Raw genomic sequence first — 16,267 nt, 5'->3', positions numbered from 1 at the left:
TTCAACATTGCACCATGCGGTGCGATGTATTACCCGGTATTAGCTCCGGTTTCCCGGAGTTATCCCAGTCTGCAGGGCAGGTTGCCCACGTGTTACTCACCCGTCCGCCGCTAAGATCAGGGAGCAAGCTCCCATCTCTTCGCTCGACTTGCATGTATTAGGCACGCCGCCAGCGTTCGTCCTGAGCCAGGATCAAACTCTCCGATAGAAAGCTTAATCTAGCTTTAAAACAATGTTTTGTTTCCGTAGAAACAACTACTTACATGGCGTTTCGTTCAGTTTTCAAAGATCGAATTATTTCCTTCGTTTTCGCCGTTGTTTATCGGCGACTTAAATAATATATCATGTAATGCATTATCTCGTCAACACTTTTTTATAAGTTTTTTAAAACCAATATTAGAAGGTTTTGGAGACACCGTCAAAGCGACGGAATTACATCTTATCATCTGCTTATCAATATTGCAATAGAAAAATAAAAAAAGAAGAGGATTTGTCCTCTTCTTCTAACTTGTTACTCTTCTTCAGGCTTTGAATCGTCGTTATCATCATTCTCGATGATCTCTTCAGCATCAACATCAATGATTTCTTCCGCACTTACTTCAATAGTAGGTTCTGTATCTTCGATGTCCTCACCTTCGATACCCTCTTCATTGATCTCTACCTTCGCAACCGTTGCGACAGAGTCACCTTCAGAGATACGGATCAATCTCACACCTTGCGTGTTTCTTCCGGTTTGAGAAATATCCTGTACATCAATACGAATAATGACGCCACTCTCAGTAATAATCATACATTCTTCTTCAAGCGTGACAGTCTTGAGGGCTGTTAACACACCATTACGTTCAGTAAGGTTACACGTCTTGATACCTTTACCGCCTCTTGTTTGCACGCGATACTCTTCAACAGGTGTTCGTTTACCGAATCCTTTATCAGTCACAATAAGTACATCCTGGTTTTCATCTAGAATGCCTATACCGACAACTTGATCGTTCTCCTGAAGGGTGATCCCCTTAACACCAGTAGCTGTTCGACCCATAGATCTAACGTCTTCTTCATGGAAGCGAATCGCCATTCCTTGTTTCGTTCCCATAATAAGCTCTTTCGATCCATTCGTTAGACGAACGCCCATTAGCTCATCGTCTTCTTTAAAGTTAATGGCAATGAGCCCACCCTTTCGAATATTCGCAAAGGCAGATAATGGAGAGCGTTTAACAACACCCTGCTTCGTCGCAAAGAAAACGAACCAATCATCAACAAACTCTTCTATAGGAATAATTGCAGTGATATATTCATCTTTTTCTATTTGAAGGAGATTAATAATTGGAATCCCTTTCGCGGTTCGACTAAGCTCAGGTACTTCATACCCTTTAAGTCTGTAGACCTTCCCTTTATTCGTAAAGAAAAGAATCGTATTATGCGTCAGAGTAGTGAATAGGTGTTCAACAAAGTCACCATCGTTTGTACCCATCCCCTGGATTCCACGACCACCACGCTTTTGACTACGATACGTGTCAATTGGCAAACGCTTGATATACCCTTTATGTGTGAGGGTAATAACAATATTTTGTTTAGGAATTAAGTCTTCATCCTCGATCATATCGAAGCCAACTGTAATTTCGGTACGACGTTTGTCTGCGAATCTTTCTTTTACTTCCGCTAGCTCTTCGCGAATGATTTCAAGAACTTTCTCTTCATCAGCAAGGATCGCTTTTAGTTCAGCGATACGCTTCATTAATTCTTGATATTCTGATTCAATTTTATCACGCTCTAGACCAGTTAAGCGCTGAAGTCGCATATCAAGGATCGCCTGCGACTGATCATAGCTTAGCGAGAACTTTGTCATAAGGCCTTCTCTAGCAATATCTGTTGTTTCAGAAGCTCGAATTAATTTAATCACTTCATCTAAATGATCAAGTGCAATTCGCAAACCTTCTAATATATGTGCTCTTGCTTCCGCTTTGTTTAGCTCAAACTGCGTTCTTCTTCTAATCACAACCTTTTGATGCTCTAGATAATGCTCAAGACATTCTTTTAGCGTTAATACTTTTGGTTGTCCATCTACTAGAGCAAGGGTGTTAATCCCGAAACTAGTTTGAAGTGCAGTTTGTTTATATAAGTTATTTAGGAGAACATTCGCATTTGCATCTTTACGCACTTCAATGACAACACGCATTCCTGTGCGGTCAGATTCGTCACGAAGATCTGTGATACCCTCTATCTTTTTATCGCGAACAAGCTCTGCGATTTTTTCGACAAGACGTGCTTTATTAACCTGATAAGGAAGTTCAGATACAATGATCGTCTTTTTACCATTGCTAAATTCTTCGATTTCAGCTTTTGCCCGCTGGATAATTGATCCTCTACCAGTCATATAAGCTTTGCGAATACCCTCACGTCCAAGAATCTCAGCTGCAGTCGGGAAATCTGGTCCTGGAATAAACTCCATTAATTCAGGTATCGAAATCTCTGGATTCTTACTAAGTTCCAAAATCCCTTCAATGACCTCCCCAAGGTTATGCGGTGGTATATTCGTAGCCATTCCTACAGCGATACCTGAAGCTCCGTTTACTAGTAAGTTAGGAAACCTTGCAGGGAGAACAATTGGTTCTTGTTCAGAGCCATCATAGTTGTCCTGGTAGTCTATTGTGTCTTTGTTAATGTCTCGCACCATTTCCATAGCGATTTTAGACATTCTCGCCTCAGTGTAACGCATTGCAGCTGCTGAATCTCCGTCAATAGAACCAAAGTTACCATGGCCATCTATTAACATATTACGATAGCTAAAGTCCTGAGCCATGCGCACCATTGTGTCATATACAGCTGAATCACCGTGTGGATGGTACTTACCAATTACTTCTCCAACAATACGCGCAGACTTCTTGTAAGCTTTATCAGAAGTCATACCCAGGTCATTCATGGCATACAAAATACGGCGATGCACTGGTTTTAAACCATCTCGTACATCAGGAAGAGCTCGACTTACAATAACGCTCATCGCATAATCCATGAAGGAGGTGCGCATTTCCTGACTAATATTTATTTCCTTAACTCTCGATCTTTCCATATCAGACATACGGAAAACCTCCAATTATACTCTTGTTCATCTCATAACATTTAGCTGTATTGCCTTATTAACCCTTGAACAGCAGAAAAGGGGGGATTCCCCCCTTCAGCTTATTTCTTAAACATCTAGATTCTTTACATAATGGGCGTTGTCTTGAATAAAGTTCCGTCTCGGTTCAACACGATCTCCCATTAACATATCAAAGACTTCATCCGCTTCGATCGCATCTTGTAGTTCAACTTGCAGTACTGTACGAGACTCCGGATCCATCGTTGTTTCCCAAAGCTGAGTTGGATTCATTTCACCTAGACCTTTGTATCGCTGAATACCGGGCTTAGGAGCTTTCGGAATCTCGTTCAAAATAATATCATGCTCGCGGTCATTATAAGCGTAAGTGACTTTTTTTCCTTGTGTAATCTTATAAAGTGGCGGCTGGGCAATGTAAACATAGCCATTTTCAATCAACGGACGCATATAGCGATAGAAAAATGTTAATAGAAGCGTTCGAATGTGGGCTCCATCAACATCCGCATCAGTCATGATAATTAATTTGTGGTAGCGAGCTTTTGATAAATCAAAATCTTCACCTATACCAGTTCCAAGTGCAGTGATAATCGCTCTAATTTCATTATTTGAGAGTATTTTATCTAAACGTGCTTTCTCGACGTTCAGAATTTTACCTTTTAGAGGCAATATTGCTTGGAAATGACGATCACGTCCCTGTTTAGCTGATCCACCCGCTGAGTCACCCTCAACAATATAGAGTTCAGAAATAGAAGCATCTTTAGATGAGCAATCAGCTAATTTACCTGGGAGAGCGCTCACTTCAAGAGCACCTTTCCTTCTTGTTAACTCCCGTGCTTTCTTTGCTGCAGCACGAGCGCGTGAGGCCATAAGACCTTTCTCAACTATTTGCTTCGCAACAAGGGGATTTTCAAAAAGGAATGTAGAGAACTTTTCTCCAAAAATAGACTCGGTAATTGTACGAGCTTCTGCATTTCCAAGCTTTGTTTTCGTCTGACCTTCGAATTGAGGATCAGGGTGCTTAATTGAAATGATTGCAGTTAATCCTTCTCGTACATCATCCCCTGTTAAGTTAGGGTCCGTTTCACGGAATAAACTATTTTTTCGTGCATAGTCATTAATAACGCGAGTAAGGGCTGTTTTAAAGCCGTATTCGTGACTTCCACCCTCATGCGTATTGATGTTATTGGCAAATGAGTAGATATTACTCGCAAAACCATCATTGTATTGAACAGCGATCTCGACAGAAATCCCTTCACGTTCACCTTCTACAAAGATTGGTTCTTCATGGAGTGCTTCACGTGAACGATTTAAATGTTCAACGTATGATTTAATACCGCCCTCGTAATGATATTCATTACGCTTTGTTTCTTCAGGACGCTTGTCTTGCGCAACAATTTTAATTCCGCGATTTAGAAAAGCAAGTTCTCTAAGACGGTGAGCAAGAATATCAAATTCATATTCTATTGTTTCCGTAAAAATTTCGGTATCAGGGATGAAGTGAATGGTTGTCCCCGTCACATCACTATCACCAATAACCTTGAGATCCTCATCAGGTACACCGCGTGTATAGCTTTGGTAATAAACTTTGCCTTCACGTTCTACCGTAATTTCAAGTTTAGACGACAAAGCATTTACAACTGATGCCCCTACACCGTGCAGTCCACCGGACACTTTATATCCACCGCCGCCGAACTTACCACCGGCATGCAGCACAGTCATAATAACTTCGACTGCAGGGCGGCCCATTTTCTCCTGAATACCAACAGGGATGCCTCGGCCGTTATCCTCTACTTTAATGCTATTGTCTTTCTCAATACTAACTGTAATTTGCGAACAGTACCCTGCAAGAGCTTCATCGATACTGTTATCAACAATTTCCCAAACAAGATGGTGGAGTCCTCTGCTACTTGTGGAACCAATGTACATCCCTGGGCGTTTTCGAACAGCCTCAAGTCCCTCAAGGACCTGAATCTGACTTTCATCATAACTTTCTTTATTAGACTGTTGCTCTAATGTCATATTGTTCACCTACATTTCTCTATCAAAGATAGACTCAATTAAGCTTGCTGATTGACAGCCAACCTGGTTTTAAGATGATTCTCCATTCGATGTTACTTCTACACTATCCGATACTGTATAAGCACGTCTTTTTAGTGTGAGTGAAGATAAAGGGGACAGATAGACCGTATCAGTTGTGATAACGATTGATTTCGTTAAATCACCACCAATATCTTCTACTAGCTTATCTTTTTGATGGCGGTGCAAGAATTCATTCGTAATCTCCGCTTCCTCCATAACTTGCCAATCAAAGATGCCAACAACATCTCTCGATTGAACAACTACGTCCTCTCCTAAGTGTATAAACACCACTTCACCTCATTTCACCTTTTCGATTAGTCCATCTTGGACTTGAAAAGTCGTCGCTTTCTCAAGCGTTTCATGATGGATGCCCTCGACGCTAGTCGTTGTGACAAACGTCTGGACCTTCCCCTGAATTGTATTTAAAAGATGAGACTGCCTGTAATCATCTAACTCCGACAGAACATCATCTAGCAGAAGCAAAGGATACTCACCTACTTCACTATGAATCAATTCAATTTCAGCAAGTTTTAGTGATAAAGCCGTGGTACGCTGTTGCCCTTGAGATCCATAAGTTTGAACGTCCTTTCCATTTACAAAAAACGACAAATCATCTCTATGGGGGCCCGCTAGCGTAACACCACGCTCAACTTCTCTCTCTTTAATTTTATCAAACTTTTGCTTATATCCTTCTACTATTTTCGACAAATCGGTTGGTTCTGATACCTCTACAGTTGGATTATAGTGAATTTCAAGTTTTTCTAACCCTCTACTAATTCCATAATGAATTGGTTCAGCCCATTGTTGAAGGAGTTGAACAAATCGAACTCGACGTATATAAATATTCGCAGCAGCTTCAATTAATTGTTCGGTCAAGATATCCAACATTACATAATCGGGATTTTTTTGATATCGCAAGGTCTTTAACAAGCTGTTACGCTGCTGAAGAAGCTTCAGATATCGACCAAGATAATAGAGATAGACTGGTTGTACCTGGCCAATTTCAATATCGATGAATCTTCTGCGAACGCCAGGATTGCCTTTAACCAGATTGAGATCCTCTGGTGCAAACATGACAACATTCAGTGCACCAATGTAGTTGCTCAGTTTCTGCTGTTCCAATTGATTTAGTTTGGCTTTCTTACCTTTTTGGGAAATAACCAGTTGGAGGGAGAGGGGACCATTTCGTTTTTCTATTCTACCTTCTATTTTAGCATATTCCTCGTCCCAATTGATTAATTCTTTATCTCTTGGTGTACGATGGGATCTCGCCATAGCTAGTACATAGATAGCTTCCATGATGTTTGTTTTCCCCTGAGCATTTTCACCGAGAAAAACGTTCACGTTATTTTCAAACTGCAGTTCTTGCTTCGTGTAATTTCGATAATTCGTTACTTTCAATGTGTTTAGATGCAACGGGAAACCCCCATTCAGCTAGATACAACAAACTCCCCGACCCCAGGAATCATCACTTTATCCTGATTGTAGAGTTTTCTGCCACGTCGGTCATCTAATTCTCCGTTTACATAGACCTCGTACTCTGACAGAAACCACTTTGCCATTCCGCCTGTATTAATCACTCCAGCTTCTTGAAGAAGTTGGCCAAGAGTGATGTGTTCTTTAATTAATTTGATTTCATTCATCTTCGTTCACCTCATTTTCCTTCTACTCCATTCAACGATGACGAGTTTGAAGGATGACAATAGTTTATTATAACTCTTTTTTAACTAAAACGCATGATATATAGAGTGGAAATTTCACAATGGCAAGAAAAAAGAGAAAGCCGCTGGAAGAATTCTTCTCAGCAGCTCAATATTTTCGCATGAATTTTAACTAAAATTAATAAGTTCGTACCGGTAGAATTAACTGCATAATAGCAGCTCCTTCAATAGGCTTGATTAAGAATGGACGCATCGCACCAGTAAAGCTAATATTCACTTCATTGGAATCCATCGATCTCAACGCATCCATCATGTATTTAGCACTAAAAGAAATTTTAAGCTCTTCTCCATCAAAGAATTGAGATTGTACTTGTTCAATAACTTTACCGATTTCAGGAGAGTTTGAGGAAATTTCTAACGTTGATTCCTCTATGCTTGCGAGCTTGACTACGTTATTTCTTCCTTCTCGTGCAAGAACTGAAGCTCGATCAATTGCTTGTAACAGTTCTTTTGCTGATACCGTTACGTTTGTTTTACTTTCGTTAGGTATAAGTCGACTTGTATCAGGATAGTTTCCGTCAAGAAGTCTTGAGAAAAAGAGAATGTGATTTGATTTAAATAGAATTTGATTCTCTGTAACCGTAATATCTACAAGTTCTTCGTTATCATCAATAATTTTAGAAAGTTCACTTAAGCTCTTTCCTGGAATAACGACATTTGAGAACGAAAGGTCATTACCATTAGGTTCAACCTGCACTGTTCTGAGAGCAAGTCGGTGACTATCTGTCGCAGTACAGTTTAATTCGCCATTCTCAAGCTTCCAGTTTACACCTGTCAACACTGGTCTAGTTTCTGAAGTAGAAACAGCAAATACCGTCTGTCTAATAATGTTTTTTAGGAGATCTGCTTGAATTTGAAATCCTTCTTTGGATTCTACTTCTGGTAGACGTGGATATTCTTCAGGATCTAGACCATTAAGGTTAAACTCTGAAGATCCAGAACGGATTCTCGTTGTTAAGCTATCGTGAACTTCAATTTCTACTTGATCACCTGGTAGTTTTTTAACGATATCAGAAAAGAAACGTGCTTGAAGAACAATACTCCCCATCTGAGAGATTTCAACAATTTGTTTATCATTTTCCTCTGCGGGAATGAAGCATTCGATTGAAATATCTGAGTCAGAGCCTGTTAGTGTTACACCTTCATCGCTTGCCACGATTTTAATACCAGTCAGTATCGGTATCGTTGTTCTTGAAGATACTGCTTTCATGACATCAGATACGCTTGATACTAGATAATCTCTCTCGATTTTGAAACGCATAATTTACCTCCTAAATAAATGACCCTGATTATATATTTATTACTAAAAAAAGTCGTAGTCTTACTAGTAGGGGCTGTGAATGTGTGGATAAGTGTTGGTGAACCTATATCACGTAAGTTATCCACCTGTGGATAGTGTGTTAGTAACTCTGGATAATTGTACACACTCTATCAACTAATATCCACAAAAAGGTGACTACCCATTTTTCAGCTGCTCTACTATATCTTGAAGTTTCTTCTGAAATGCTTGATCAGAATCCACTAGTTTTGAAATCTTCTCATGAGCGTGGATCACAGTTGTGTGATCTCGACCTCCAAATTCTTCCCCAATCTTCGGAAGAGAAAAATCGGTCAGTTCTCTTGATAGATACATCGCGATTTGACGTGGAAAAGCGACTGATTTCGTTCTCTTTTTAGCCGCAAAGTCTTCTAGTTTTACTGAGAAGTGATCACCTATAACATTTTGAATATCATGGATGGTGATGACTCTAGGTTTTGATGATGGAATAATATTTTTTAGAGCTTCAGCTGCTAAGTCCGCATTCATGTCTTGATTAATTAGTGAAGAATAGGCGACCACTCGAATAAGAGCACCTTCTAGTTCGCGGATGTTCGTATCAATCTGGTTAGCGATATAGAGCATCACTTCATTTGGGATATCTAGACCTTCAGCTTTCGCTTTTTTTCTAAGAATCGCAATTCTTGTTTCAAGATCAGGAGGCGTAATATCAGTAATTAATCCCCATTCGAAACGTGATCGTAGCCTGTCCTCTAGCGTTGGTATTTCCTTAGGTGGTCGATCACTTGAAATCACAATTTGCTTACTTTCTTCATGAAGCGCATTAAATGTGTGGAAGAATTCCTCTTGGGTTTGTTCTTTACCAGCTAGAAATTGAATATCATCAATCAGTAGCACGTCTACATTTCGATATTTATTGCGAAAATTTACGGTCTTGTTATCGCGAATGGAGTTAATAAACTCATTAGTAAACTTCTCGGATGATAAATAAACCACTTTTGCATTCGGATTATGCTCAATGACATAGTGACCAATTGCATGCATCAAGTGTGTTTTTCCTAGGCCAACACCCCCGTATATAAATAAAGGATTATAAGCTTTAGCTGGCGCTTCAGCCACTGCCAGGGAAGCTGCATGAGCAAAACGGTTCCCGGATCCAATAACGAAAGTATCAAACGTATATTTGGAATTTAGCACGCTCTGTGGATGTTCTTCCTGAGCGGGATTTGCTTTTGGTTTTTTCTTCATAGATTGTTCAAGATCCAAATCAGTATCGGACTGATTCTGGGGAATAATGAACTTTGCTTTGAGTTCACTGCCTGTTAGCTCAAGTAACGTTTCCGTTATTAAACTTGAATATCTAGATTCGAGCCAGTCTCTAGCGAACTCGTTGGGGGCAGTAATGATAATGGTGTCGCCTTCCATTCTGTTAGCAGAAGTGGACTTTAACCAGGTTTCGAAACTCGGCTTACTTAATTTTTTTTCGATTTCGGATAATGCCTGTTGCCAGAGATCCGTGATGTTATCCAACGAAGTCCCTCCTTTTGTTCAAAAGTAAATAAAATTAATATCATGAGCTTAGTTCGGGCCTCTGAATGATTCTAATCATCAGACCGGGTGACATTGTAACAGACCCTTATGTTTTTTTACCAAAATAAAAACAGGCTGTATTCGCTGACGATAGTCGCCTAATGTGCCAACGTACAACCTTTGTACAATGATTTGAATATTCACGAATAATTATACTGTCCACAATATCGAAGTGGATCATATAATATAGAAGAAAGTCGAATTATTGACTGTGTTCACATGGTTGTGGACATAAAGAATAACATACCTGAATAACTGTCCACATAATTATCCACAGACTGTGGACTCTTTTAAATCCACTCTAGCTTATTCACGAGTTAAAACACAAATATCATAACAAAAGAATAGCTTGTTTGCAATGTTTTTCGGGAGGTTATCCACAGAGGACATATCTTGTGGATCAAAACTGTCCACAGCACTAGATTTTGTGTAGAACCTGTCGATAAGTGATGTGAATAAGTGAAAAGTGTCGAAATGAGTTATCCACACAGGTGTTTTTAGAGGTTTGTAAATGATTTGATCAATCTTTATTTGGTGGAGATCATCGTAGATTTAAATGATTGCTTTTAGTGAAAGTGTGTTTGATATTTTAATTAAACTTGACAATTCCCCATGTCTTTTCTTATAATTACTTGGACTGTCTTTATACAGTTTATCCTCAGGGAGGTGTAATAGAATGAAAAGAACGTTTCAACCAAACACACGTAAACGTAAAAAAGTTCACGGTTTCCGTGCACGTATGAGCTCAGCTAACGGACGTAAAGTTCTTGCTCGTCGTCGCCGTAAAGGTAGAAAAGTATTGTCTGCATAGACCACTGATCATCAGTGGTCTTTTTTTAAGATAAGGTTTATAATATGCTTATCCAAGTAACACTGGGAGTGTGCGGATTGAATAGCAACTACCGGATTAAAAAGAATTCTGAGTTTCAGAACGTTTTTAAAAATGGAAACTCAACTGCAAACAGACAATTTGTTGTGTATGTATTAAAGCGAAATGATCAGCCTCAATTTCGATTAGGTCTTTCAGTAAGTAAGAGGATCGGCAATGCTGTGACACGAAATCGTGTGAAGCGACTTGTGAAAGAATCATTCCATCAGCTGTCAGATCAAATCAAATTTCCTTACGATTTTGTCGTAATTGCAAGAAAGCCTACTTCAGAGATGAGTTTCGAGGAAGTGAAGAGCAGTTTAACTCATGTGCTTAATAGAGCGCGTGTATTGAGAGGTGCGAAACAAGTTAGCAAAGGAAGGGATTCTAAATGAAGAAAGTGGCTTTGATGCTAATTCGCGTCTATCAGAAGTTTATTTCTCCATTAACTCCCCCATCTTGCCGTTTTTACCCATCCTGTTCTCATTACAGTTTCGAATCTTACCAGAAGCATGGATTTATTAAGGGCTCCTGGTTGACGGTTAAAAGAATTTCAAAGTGCCACCCCTTTCATCCTGGCGGTTTTGATCCTGTACCGGATAAAAGGGACTAGTGGTATGCTTTTACTACATAAATCATTGTCGAGATATGATTGCAAGGAGGATGAAGCGTGAGGAAAAAAATAACCCTCGCATTTCTATTGATTGGTCTCGTTGCGGTCCTTTCAGGATGTAACATTAACGAGCCGATTGATGCAGAAAGCACGGGATTTTGGAGCGAATACATTGTATATCCGCTTTCCGCAGTCTTAACATTTTTCGCTGATTTGACTGGTGATGGAAATTATGGACTGTCTATTATTATTGTTACGATTTTAATTCGACTTCTATTACTTCCATTGATGATCAAACAAACGAGAAGTTCAAAAGCGATGCAGGAACTGCAGCCAGAAATGCAGAAACTTAAAGAAAAGTACAGTAGTAAAGACCAGAAGACGCAACAGCAGCTTCAGCAAGAAACAATGCAGCTTTTTCAACAGAATGGTGTTAATCCGCTTGCAGGTTGTCTACCGATCTTAGTGCAAATGCCGATTCTTTTAGGTTTTTACCATGCTATTATGCGTACACAAGCAATCGAAACACATACTTTCCTCTGGTTTAGCCTTGGCTCTCCAGATATTATTCTGGCAGTCACTGCTGGTATTACAACCTTCATTCAGCAGAAAATCATGATGGGTAGCGGTGGAACGGTGCAGCCTCAAATGAAGATGCTTCTATACGTTATGCCAATTATGATTATTGTCTTTGCTATTAACTTCCCTGCAGCACTAGCGCTATATTGGGTTGTAGGTAATATCTTTATGATTGCGCAAACTTACTTTATTACGAAACCTACCATTAAAACCGCTGATACGAATACGGGGGGAGCGAAGAAGTGAGAAGCGTTACGGTAACGGGAAAAACGATTGAAGACGCCATTCAAAATGCGCTGAATCAAATCGGGACTGTTCAAGAGAATGTTAATATTGAAGTGTTAGAAGAGCCTAAAAAAGGATTTTTAGGTTTTGGAGGAAGGCCCGCCCGCATCAAAGTAAGCGAGAAACCTGACATCATAGAGCAAACAAGGGCTTTTTTAGAAAAAGTCATTAGCAATATGGGAGTAGAAGCCAGTATAGAAGGTAGAAGAGAGGATCGCGATCTTTATTTTACTCTATCTGGTGAAAAAATTGCGATATTGATAGGGAAACGCGGCCAAACTCTTAATTCTTTGCAATATTTGACAAATCTTGCCGCGAATCGATTTTCTGACCGATTTGTCCGGGTAGTACTCGATGCTGAGAACTACCGTGAAAGACGTGAAGAGACGCTAAGAAAGTTAGCCGATCGTCTTGCAGACAAAGCGATGGTTACGAAAAAGGATATACAGCTAGAACCGATGCCGTCGTTAGAACGTAAGGTAATTCACCTTTATTTGAAAGAAAAGAAGGGGATTTCCACTCACTCAGATGGAAAAGATCCACATCGTCGTGTGGTTATTGTTCCACGTAATAAATGATATGAAACCTTCGGGCACATTGCCCGAAGGTTTTTTTGAGGAAAGATTGGGTTTTCTTTACTAGAAAGCTCCATTCTTTTCACCCTTCTTAGGCTGGTTATAGGGGAAGCAAACTTATTTCTTTTTTTATGAAAATGGGTTACACTAAAAGGTATTGTGGATTAGTCTGTAGCTTTAAGATATGAAGTTATCCACTGTGGATAATTGGTTAAACTAATACTAGCTTATATCATATAGAAAACTTAAATAAATAGAACAAAGAAGTGTGATTAGAGAGGTGAATAACTTTGGAATATGAAACGATTGCTGCGATATCGACTCCAATGGGAGAAGGGGCGATTGCGATTGTCCGACTTAGTGGTTCAGAGGCGGTTACGATAGCTGATCGGCTATATAAGGGCAAACAGGCGTTAGAATCCGTTGATTCTCATACGATTCATTATGGTCATTTGATTGATCCTGATACTGACCAGGTTGCTGAAGAAGTGATGGTTTCGATTATGAAAGGGCCCCGGACATTTACGAGAGAGGATATTGTCGAAATCAACTGTCACGGAGGACTGGTCTCTGTAAACCGTGTGCTTGAGTTGGTTTTGCGTAGTGGTGCACGCCTTGCAGAGCCAGGTGAATTCACTAAACGAGCTTTCTTGAATGGTCGAATTGACTTATCGCAAGCAGAGGCTGTTATTGATTTGATTCGAGCAAAAACGGATCGAGCAATGAATGTTGCGTTAAATCAAATGGAGGGCCGCTTATCGACGCTGATTGCTACCTTGAGACAGCAACTCCTTGAGACAGTTGCTCATGTTGAAGTGAACATTGATTACCCTGAATATGATGCAGAAGAAGTGACGCAAGATCTTTTAACCACGCAATTGAAGCAGGTGGCTAAGGAAATTGAAGGTATTCTAATTACAGCACGCCAGGGAAAAATTTTGCGTGAAGGTTTATCTACTGTTATCGTGGGACGGCCAAACGTTGGGAAATCGTCCTTGTTGAATAGTCTTGTTCACGAAAATAAGGCAATTGTGACAGACGTTCCTGGTACAACCCGAGATGTTATTGAGGAATATGTTAATGTAAGAGGCGTGCCTTTAAGATTAGTGGATACAGCGGGAATTCGAGAAACGGAAGATCTCGTTGAGCGAATAGGTGTTGAACGTTCACGTGAACGCTTGAAACAAGCTGATCTCATCTTGCTTGTGCTTAATTATAATGATGAGTTGACGCATGAAGATGAGAAATTGTTCGAAGCGGTAAAAGGCATGGATGTTATTGTTATCGTGAATAAAACAGATCTAGAAGAGAAACTAGATTTAACTAAGGTAAGAGAATTAGCAGAAGAGCATCCAATGATTACAACTTCATTAAAACATGAACAAGGCGTTAATGAGCTTGAACAATCCATCTCTGAACTGTTCTTTGCAGGTGAAGTAGAGTCACAGGATTTAACATATGTATCTAATTCACGTCATATTGCTTTGTTAGAACAATCGCGAAGAACGCTTGATGATGCGTTAAGCGCTGTTGAAGCAGGAATGCCGGTTGATATGGTACAAATTGATATTACTCGAACGTGGGAAATTCTTGGAGAGATTATTGGTGATACGGTATCTGAGAGTTTGATCGATCAGTTATTTTCACAGTTTTGTCTTGGGAAATAAGATGATAAAAGGAGGAATACGGCAATGGGTTATAAAGCCGATTCTTATGATGTTATAGTCGTCGGAGCAGGTCATGCCGGTGTGGAAGCGGGACTCGCTTCAGCAAGAATGGGTGCGAAAACACTCATGCTTACACTTAACTTAGACTCTGTCGCTTTTATGCCATGTAACCCAAGTGTAGGAGGTCCTGCAAAGGGAATTGTTGTGCGGGAAATTGATGCACTTGGTGGAGAAATGGGACGAAATATAGATAAAACGCATATTCAAATGCGTATGTTAAATACAGGTAAGGGGCCTGCTGTACGTGCATTGCGTGCACAGGCTGATAAAGTACTATACCAAAGTGAAATGAAAAGAACCATTGAAGAACAGGATAACCTTACGCTCTTACAGGGAATGGTTGAAAAGCTAATCGTTGAGGATGGCGTCTGCAAAGGAGTTATTACGAAAACGGGTGCAGAGTTCGAGGCGAAATCTGTTGTGCTAACAACTGGTACGTTCATGCGCGGTCGCGTTATTATTGGAGATCTTTCATATGAAAGTGGCCCTAATAACATGCAGCCTTCCGTTAATTTGTCGCACCATTTGGAGGAATTGGGCTTCGAGATGGTTCGTTTTAAGACAGGAACTCCTCCGCGTGTAAATAATAAATCTATTGATTATAGTAAAACTGAAATTCAGCCCGGCGATGAAAAACCGCGTGCATTTTCATATGAAACAACAGAATTTATTACAGACCAGCTGCCGTGTTGGTTAACTTATACGGGTGAAGCAACGCATAAGCTCATCAATGATAACTTGCATCGATCTCCAATGTATTCAGGTATGATTGAAGGGACAGGCCCAAGGTATTGCCCATCAATTGAAGATAAAATTGTTCGCTTTAATGATAAGCCCCGTCACCAAATTTTCCTTGAACCAGAAGGACGCAATACGAAGGAAGTATATGTGCAGGGTCTTTCAACAAGCCTTCCAGAGGATTTGCAGCAACAAATTCTCAAAACCGTACCTGGTCTTGAAAATGTTGAAATGATGCGTGCAGGCTATGCCATCGAATATGATGTTATTGTTCCGACCCAATTGTGGCCATCACTTGAAACAAAAACAGTGAAAAACCTCTTTACTGCAGGACAATTAAACGGTACTTCAGGATATGAAGAGGCAGCAGGTCAAGGAATCATGTCTGGTATTAATGCTGCAAGGAATGCACAGGAGCGTGAAGCGGTGATTCTGGACCGTTCTCAAGGGTACATTGGCGTAATGATCGATGACCTTGTGACGAAAGGAACCAACGAGCCTTATCGTCTATTAACATCACGTGCAGAATATCGTCTTCTTCTTCGTCATGATAATGCAGATTTAAGACTAACAGAACTCGGTTATGACATCGGCATGATTCCTAAAGAACGCTATGACCGTTTCCTTGCTAAAAAAGAAATGATTGAGCAAGAAATGAAGCGTCTTGCGAAAATTGTGATTAAACCAGGCGAGCAGGTTAATGATGTTCTTCCGGAGAATAGTACTGAATTGAAGGAAGCTATTCATGCAGCTAATTTATTGAAAAGACCAGAAGTAACTTATCAAGAGATTCATCAACTAGCACCAGCAGACTTTGAAATTCCAGAAGATGTTTCAGAACAAGTTGAGATTCAGATTAAATATAGCGGCTATATTAATAAAAGTCTTCAACAAGTGGAACGTATGAAGAAAATGGATGAAAAGAAAATTCCTGAAGGCATAGATTATTATGCGATTGGTGGTATTGCGACTGAAGCGAAGCAAAAACTTGATGAGGTTCGCCCTCTTTCAATTGGTCAAGCTTCGCGTGTATCAGGAGTTAATCCAGCTGATGTATCGATCTTACTTGTGTATATCGAACAGGGGAAAATCGCTAAAATTGCAAAATAATGTACTAGTGGA

General features: G+C 40.0%; 14 protein-coding genes and 1 rRNA gene. 7 read left to right on the top strand and 8 right to left on the bottom strand.

Annotated features, from left to right (window positions below; all coding sequences use genetic code 11):
* The 8 genes from ABVF21_RS08220 to dnaA all read right to left on the bottom strand — a co-directional run.
* Nucleotides 1-208: ribosomal RNA gene (locus ABVF21_RS08220) — 16S ribosomal RNA — on the bottom strand; the annotation flags it as partial.
* Nucleotides 209-511: 303 nt separating this feature from the next.
* Nucleotides 512-3,073: a DNA gyrase subunit A gene (gene gyrA / locus ABVF21_RS08215; protein WP_303532824.1), complete on the bottom strand. Its 2,562-nt coding sequence runs from the start codon at nucleotides 3,071-3,073 to the stop codon at nucleotides 512-514.
* 108 nt (nucleotides 3,074-3,181) lie between these two features.
* The gene (gene gyrB, locus ABVF21_RS08210; RefSeq protein WP_194218135.1) at nucleotides 3,182-5,110 is read right to left on the bottom strand and encodes a DNA topoisomerase (ATP-hydrolyzing) subunit B; all 1,929 of its coding nucleotides are present in this window, start codon (nucleotides 5,108-5,110) and stop codon (nucleotides 3,182-3,184) included.
* Between the two features lie 69 nt (nucleotides 5,111-5,179).
* Entirely contained in the window at nucleotides 5,180-5,458 is a 279-nt protein-coding gene (remB, locus tag ABVF21_RS08205; protein WP_194218136.1) for an extracellular matrix regulator RemB, read from the bottom strand.
* Between the two features lie 9 nt (nucleotides 5,459-5,467).
* Entirely contained in the window at nucleotides 5,468-6,586 is a 1,119-nt protein-coding gene (gene recF, locus ABVF21_RS08200) for a DNA replication/repair protein RecF (RefSeq protein WP_303532820.1), read from the bottom strand.
* A 14-nt stretch (nucleotides 6,587-6,600) separates the two neighbouring features.
* A complete protein-coding gene (gene yaaA, locus ABVF21_RS08195) occupies nucleotides 6,601-6,813 on the bottom strand; it encodes a S4 domain-containing protein YaaA (protein ID WP_303532817.1) in 213 nt (70 codons plus the stop codon).
* 196 nt (nucleotides 6,814-7,009) lie between these two features.
* Nucleotides 7,010-8,152 (bottom strand): DNA polymerase III subunit beta, encoded by a 1,143-nt coding sequence (gene dnaN, locus ABVF21_RS08190; protein WP_226615962.1) that lies wholly within the window; start codon nucleotides 8,150-8,152, stop codon nucleotides 7,010-7,012.
* Between the two features lie 195 nt (nucleotides 8,153-8,347).
* Entirely contained in the window at nucleotides 8,348-9,700 is a 1,353-nt protein-coding gene (gene dnaA / locus ABVF21_RS08185) for a chromosomal replication initiator protein DnaA (RefSeq protein ID WP_194218140.1), read from the bottom strand.
* A 736-nt stretch (nucleotides 9,701-10,436) separates the two neighbouring features.
* Between dnaA and rpmH the strand changes: the two genes are divergently transcribed.
* The 7 genes from rpmH (at nucleotide 10,437) to mnmG (ending at nucleotide 16,255) form a co-directional block, all read left to right on the top strand.
* Nucleotides 10,437-10,571 carry a 50S ribosomal protein L34 gene (gene rpmH, locus ABVF21_RS08180; RefSeq protein ID WP_048311109.1) on the top strand — a complete coding sequence of 45 codons (135 nt, stop codon included), beginning with the start codon at nucleotides 10,437-10,439 and terminating at the stop codon, nucleotides 10,569-10,571.
* A 68-nt stretch (nucleotides 10,572-10,639) separates the two neighbouring features.
* Entirely contained in the window at nucleotides 10,640-11,023 is a 384-nt protein-coding gene (gene rnpA / locus ABVF21_RS08175) for a ribonuclease P protein component (RefSeq protein WP_370314433.1), read from the top strand.
* Nucleotides 11,020-11,241, top strand: a complete 222-nt coding sequence (yidD, locus tag ABVF21_RS08170) for a membrane protein insertion efficiency factor YidD (RefSeq protein ID WP_194218142.1) — start codon at nucleotides 11,020-11,022, stop codon at nucleotides 11,239-11,241. Before rnpA ends, yidD begins: the two co-directional genes overlap by 4 nt.
* A gap of 57 nt (nucleotides 11,242-11,298) precedes the next feature.
* Entirely contained in the window at nucleotides 11,299-12,066 is a 768-nt protein-coding gene (gene spoIIIJ / locus ABVF21_RS08165; protein WP_303532812.1) for a YidC family membrane integrase SpoIIIJ, read from the top strand.
* Entirely contained in the window at nucleotides 12,063-12,683 is a 621-nt protein-coding gene (jag, locus tag ABVF21_RS08160; protein WP_194218144.1) for an RNA-binding cell elongation regulator Jag/EloR, read from the top strand. The genes spoIIIJ and jag overlap by 4 nt, the downstream gene beginning before the upstream one ends.
* Before the next feature lie 287 nt (nucleotides 12,684-12,970).
* Nucleotides 12,971-14,347 carry a tRNA uridine-5-carboxymethylaminomethyl(34) synthesis GTPase MnmE gene (mnmE, locus tag ABVF21_RS08155; RefSeq protein WP_371017944.1) on the top strand — a complete coding sequence of 459 codons (1,377 nt, stop codon included), beginning with the start codon at nucleotides 12,971-12,973 and terminating at the stop codon, nucleotides 14,345-14,347.
* Nucleotides 14,348-14,371: 24 nt separating this feature from the next.
* The gene (gene mnmG / locus ABVF21_RS08150) at nucleotides 14,372-16,255 is read left to right on the top strand and encodes a tRNA uridine-5-carboxymethylaminomethyl(34) synthesis enzyme MnmG (RefSeq protein ID WP_303532810.1); all 1,884 of its coding nucleotides are present in this window, start codon (nucleotides 14,372-14,374) and stop codon (nucleotides 16,253-16,255) included.
* Nucleotides 16,256-16,267: the final 12 nt, after the last annotated feature.

Origin of the sequence: Pseudalkalibacillus sp. JSM 102089 (genome assembly GCF_041366475.1) — a bacterium.
Classification (GTDB): Bacteria; Bacillota; Bacilli; order Bacillales; family Guptibacillaceae; genus Guptibacillus; species Guptibacillus hwajinpoensis_B.
Note: the sequence above shows the minus strand (reverse complement) of the source record. Positions and strands in the feature narration are given on the sequence as shown.

Bases quoted from the DNA above. Each gene is read 5' to 3' on its own strand.
- dnaN (WP_226615962.1), bottom strand. From the start codon at position 8,152: ATGCGTTTCAAAATCGAGAGAGATTATCTAGTATCAAGCGTATCTGAT.
- yidD (WP_194218142.1), top strand. From the start codon at position 11,020: ATGAAGAAAGTGGCTTTGATGCTAATTCGCGTCTATCAGAAGTTTATT.
- gyrA (WP_303532824.1), bottom strand. From the start codon at position 3,073: ATGTCTGATATGGAAAGATCGAGAGTTAAGGAAATAAATATTAGTCAG.
- gyrB (WP_194218135.1), bottom strand. From the start codon at position 5,110: ATGACATTAGAGCAACAGTCTAATAAAGAAAGTTATGATGAAAGTCAG.
- yaaA (WP_303532817.1), bottom strand. From the start codon at position 6,813: ATGAATGAAATCAAATTAATTAAAGAACACATCACTCTTGGCCAACTT.
- mnmG (WP_303532810.1), top strand. From the start codon at position 14,372: ATGGGTTATAAAGCCGATTCTTATGATGTTATAGTCGTCGGAGCAGGT.
- rpmH (WP_048311109.1), top strand. From the start codon at position 10,437: ATGAAAAGAACGTTTCAACCAAACACACGTAAACGTAAAAAAGTTCAC.